Annotated in this window: 2 protein-coding genes and 1 pseudogene; 1 reads left to right on the top strand and 2 read right to left on the bottom strand. The window is 59.6% G+C overall.

The genetic code is table 11. The features are described from left to right. Positions 1-217: 217 nt before the first annotated feature. Both B4U49_RS01195 and B4U49_RS01190 read right to left on the bottom strand, forming a co-directional pair. Complete coding sequence (locus B4U49_RS01195) at positions 218-2,791, bottom strand: LamG domain-containing protein (RefSeq protein ID WP_078082764.1); 2,574 nt, start codon at positions 2,789-2,791, stop codon at positions 218-220. 4 nt (positions 2,792-2,795) lie between these two features. Further along, positions 2,796-4,016, bottom strand: a complete 1,221-nt coding sequence (locus B4U49_RS01190) for a hypothetical protein (RefSeq protein ID WP_239692421.1) — start codon at positions 4,014-4,016, stop codon at positions 2,796-2,798. 310 nt (positions 4,017-4,326) lie between these two features. Between B4U49_RS01190 and B4U49_RS01185 the strand changes: the two are divergent. After that, positions 4,327-4,677: pseudogene (locus B4U49_RS01185) on the top strand (hypothetical protein); the annotation flags it as partial.

Raw genomic sequence — 4,677 nt, 5'->3', positions numbered from 1 at the left:
CCCTGTTTTAGAAGGTCTCGCGAGCGGCCCCCGGCAGCAGCCCTTCGCGTTATGTATTTGCACCCTGTTAGAAGGATGCCATTTGCCGACATATGTGGCAGGGGCCAGCAGTACAACCCCGGCAAACATTTGCCGACAGGTTGTTTGCCGGGGTTGTACCGCTGGCCCCGTCCCGCTAACGAAGCTGCTCCCGCTACGAAGCGCGGGAATCCATAAATCAGTGAATCAAAATCATCGCACTACCCATCGCCGCCGCGCAGGTTGCTTTCACGGTGGTGGGGGTGCGATTCGCGTCACAGCCGCTGCCGCACGCGGTCATGGTATCGATCAGACTGTCCAGCTCCGCGCGCACCGCACTCTCATCCGGCGCCGTCGCCAGTTGTGCGGTGTGGCCGCCTACCGCAGCGGGCCAGGCAATCGGGCGGCCGAGCAGGTTTTCCAGCAGCGGATCGATTACCTGCGCGCGTTCCGCGGCCGTGTCAAAAGCTTCGCCGGCACCTGCCGAGAAATCGAAGCCCGGGAAATAGCTGGCGCGCGCGCCGGTGTCATCCACCAGCGTACTGCAGTACTTCACCGCCAGCTGGGTAATACCCATCTGCTGTGCCGCGAGGAAACCGCGAATATCCGCTTCCACCGGTAGCTGCTGTTTCACCTTCTGCCAGGTTTCCACCACGGCCGGGTGCGTGCTGGAAACCCCGGTCGCCGCAGACAGGGCCGCGTGAATCTGCTCGAAGCGGCGGATACCAATACGCGGTTGCGGTGTCAGGTCGGCGGGCGCCGCGGGTGCTGCCGGTGTAGCTTCAACGCGTACGAACTCCTCATTGCCGAGTCGTTCGAACGTCAGGAAAAACTCGTCCGCAGTGGGGCCCTTTTCCAGGGTGATGATGGTGCCCAGCGGCGAAAGCTGTTGGCCGGTTTCCGCATCGTATTCAGTGGCAGTCACGGTAGTGTCCAGATTCGCCCAGGACTGGCCGACAACAGCCTCGCGGCCATTGATGCCGATACGCATGCCCTGAATGATCACGCCGTCGGGAGAGACACCATCTTCCAGTGAGATGAACTTGGGCTCGCTGAACAGGTAACCGTGGTTGTCATACTGCTGGACCTCAAACATCACGTACCCCTGGGGTACATCGGTCTGCTCCTCGACCTTGAACAGCAGCAGGTATTTCTCACCCACGCCTGCCTCGTAATTGGTCAGGATGTCGTCCTGGGTCAGCGCCCTTGAATGGATTGCCAGCAGGCGGATTGAGCCCTGCCATACATTATCGCCGGATACTTCACTGCCCAGTGCCAGGGCAAACGTGTCGTCCCAGGTGGACAACAGCCCCGCGGCAACCAGGTCCGCATCACCGGTGAATTCGCCGTTTACATACAGGCGGCGGCCATTGATCGGATCGAATGTGGCCACCACGTGTTGCAGGGTTGCCTGGGCGCGCTCGGCCATATCTTCGGTGATCAGCGCGGGCATGCCATCGGCATCGGTGCTGGCATCGTTGCGGTTCTGGAAGGTGTAGTTGTACATCGCCTGGCCGAGGGTAAAGTTGCGGATATCGTTGCCACCGGAATAGGTGACGATCCGCGCCGGACCTTCCTGTACCACATTGGCCGGGGCCACCCACGCCTCAATGGAATACTCGCCGGTGCCGGTGAGGGTATCGAACAGGCGCTTGCTGCTGGTAGTGGATGCCTGGGCCTTACCGCCATTCAACTGGATACCCCAGGAGCCGAGCCATTCCACGTCGCCCGACAGGCTGAGATCGATGGCCGGATTGACCCCGGAAGTATCGTAAGCGGTGGTGCCGCTGCCGGACTTGAATTCGTACAGGGCAATGGCGTTGTTCTCGATTCGGCCACCGCCGCTGGAGACGATGCCGTCGGTAAGGTAAAGCGCCTTACTGGTGACCCAGTTCGGGTCCACTTCTGTCACCGCGATACCGTCTACGAAATTTCTGATCGCCGCGGCCATGGTGTCCGCGTTTTCGGCACAGTCGCTCCAGCAGTTGTGGAAGTCATTGCCGAGGCGAACCACAAAACGGGAATTCTCCGGGTTATCCAGATCCATCCGCGCTTTTGATGCCTCGTAAGCCTGGTCTACATCGCTGCTGGCGAAGTAGGGCTGTTGCGCGGTTTCCGCATCCTCGCTGTGGCAACTTGCGCAGTATTCCTGCAGCAGTGGATAGACGGTGGTGGCAAAATTGCCGCTGGAAGCGGGGAAGCTTTTGCTCGCGCCGACCTCGCGCTCGGTGGGAGGCGTCAGGGTAATGGTGCTCGCCACCGAGCCCGCGGCTGCGGCCCACTCCTCGATGTAATTGGTGATGATCTCGCCACAGGTATCGGCATTTGCCAGCCAACAATTGTGGCCACTGACCACCTTGGTGACGAGGCGTGAATCCTCCGGGCTGCCGAGATTCACCAGGTCGCGGCCCTCGTCATGGGCGAGGTTGATATCGTCGCCGCGTACAAAGCGTGGACTCTGGTTGCCTTCGATGTGACAACTGCCGCAGCGATTTTCCGCAGCAAGATTGTCCCAGATATAGCGTTTGTAATTCTGTACGTCTTCATTTTCCGGCGCGGGACCGGAGTAGCTGGTATCGCCGGAGTCCGGGTTCGTATTGGGCAGGGTCTCGGTGGACTGACCGCTGCCGCCGGAACAGGCCACAAGCAATGCGGAGCCGAACACGGTGGATAACAGTAGGGTTTTTTTCAGCTGTGGCCGTGTAACCAGTGCGTGTAGGTTTACGGCGGTCAGCAGCAGCGATTTGAGTGTGCCAGCGGATTCATAGTTCATTGCATTATTCCCCCGCACAGTAAACCGCAGCGTCCGCGTAGACCTGCTTCAGCTTGTAGCCGTTGCCGGTAAAACTGTCGGTCATGCTCGCGATGCGATTGCGGTCCGCGCTGTCTTCCGGTGCGCGCAGGCAGACCTGCTCGAATACTTTGGTGACCTGGCATTGGGCAAAGGCCTCACTGTTGGCCAGTTCCCGTCCCATGGACTTGGCGCCATTGCCCGAGCCGGGCAGTGCGCTGCTCCAGCCCAGGTGCATGTTCGGTCCGTCGCGCCAGTAGTTGTCCCACTTGTCATCGGGAATTACGAAGCCATAGGGAAAGGTGGCACTGTTAATGTGGTTTTTGGCCTTTACCCGGGTGCCGGTTGCTGGATCGGTATCGCCGCTGCGGTTGTAGTCCAGCTGACCGTCTTCCCCGGTAGGATCATTGTCCACGTCGTACACGTAGTCGTAGTAGGCAAATGCCTGGGCCATGGGATCCATGCCACTGTGACAGCCCACGCAGTTGTTCTGGAACACGCGGCTGTCTCCGCCGGGACTGCGGCTCACATCCTGACGGATACGATCCGGCGGGCGCGACGTGTCGTGCACCTGTTCCAGGTCGCGGCACAGGTGGTTCATCAGGGTGAAGCGGAACATGGCACGGTTGGTGCCCGCGTAGAAAAAGGCTTTGGCCCCGCCGCGGGTGGTCATCACCCCGGCAGTCGCATCGCCGGGCAGGCCGGTTACCGATGACTGGGTATGGCGCTCGAGGGCGGTCTGTAGCGGGTAGCCACTTTCTTCCAGCGCAGTGTAGTGCGCATTGTCGCTATTGCTGTAGTTGGGTAGCCCGAGGCCGGAAGCGCCGGTATAGATGATGTCGCCGGACAGGATTTCCCGAAAATCCACTTCATCGCGCACCATGCCGATCACCGTTGCGGTGTAGTCGTTCAGTGGGGCGAAGTTGTCGCCGTCGCGATTGGTCCAGGGTGTGACCAGGTTTTTTAGCGTCACATCATAGAAGGCATCGTTGTCCATCGCCCGGTAAGCTGCCGAATCAGCATTGCCGTTGGCGATATCTTCGGCCATGGCCTTGAGGACATCGACGCTCGGTTTGACTCCGGTAATGCGGCTGTGGATCTGTGCTGCCTGCTCCTGCGGATCGGCATAGGCAAGTACACTGAGCGAGGCGCTGACACAGGCGGTCGCCGCGAGCAGCATGCGCGCAGCGGGCGATTTCATTTTCATGGGCTGGTTCGCGTAAGGTTCATTACCACGCGGGTAATGCCTGCGCAGTATTTTTTATGTCTTGAGACCGGTCACTGATACTAAAGAAAGTGAAGTGATTGGCCAGCGGTAAAAATTTAAACCGTGTTCTGGTTGGCAAAAACCATGTGCACCGCTTGAGACAACACGGGCCAACCGAGAGAATCGCACCCATTACGCTCGCCCTGTTATCTGGGACGCTAGTCCAGTTTTGGCGCCGCGGCGACGGTGAGCAACCACTGCGAAACGAATAAAAATGCGGCAAGGGCCAAGCCAAGTTGAGGGTAAATTCTTGAATAAAATCTATACGCTGGCCGGCGGGCTCGTGGCTCTACTACTGCTCGCCGGTTGCTCCGGTGGCAGCGGTGAAAGCTCCAGCCTCGGTGGTGGTGATCAGTCCGAAGATCCGGTGGTCGTGGATTACCCGGTGGTCTATGTGCGCCGCACACTGAATCGCGACGAAGACGACATGCTGGTGACCAGCGACCTCTATGCGCCCTCTACCTTCAATCCTGGTGCCGAGCTGGTATTGCGCGATCGCGCCACCGCCTCGGCCCCAGAGCGCGTGCTTACCGAAAACCTTTTTGTGAGTAATGAAGAGGCCGGTATCGTGTTCGAGGGCGGCTACGACGTAAAAGACCTG

Source organism: Microbulbifer mangrovi (assembly GCF_002009015.1).
In the GTDB taxonomy this organism is placed as follows: Bacteria; Pseudomonadota; Gammaproteobacteria; order Pseudomonadales; family Cellvibrionaceae; genus Microbulbifer; species Microbulbifer mangrovi.
Note: the sequence above shows the minus strand (reverse complement) of the source record. Positions and strands in the feature narration are given on the sequence as shown.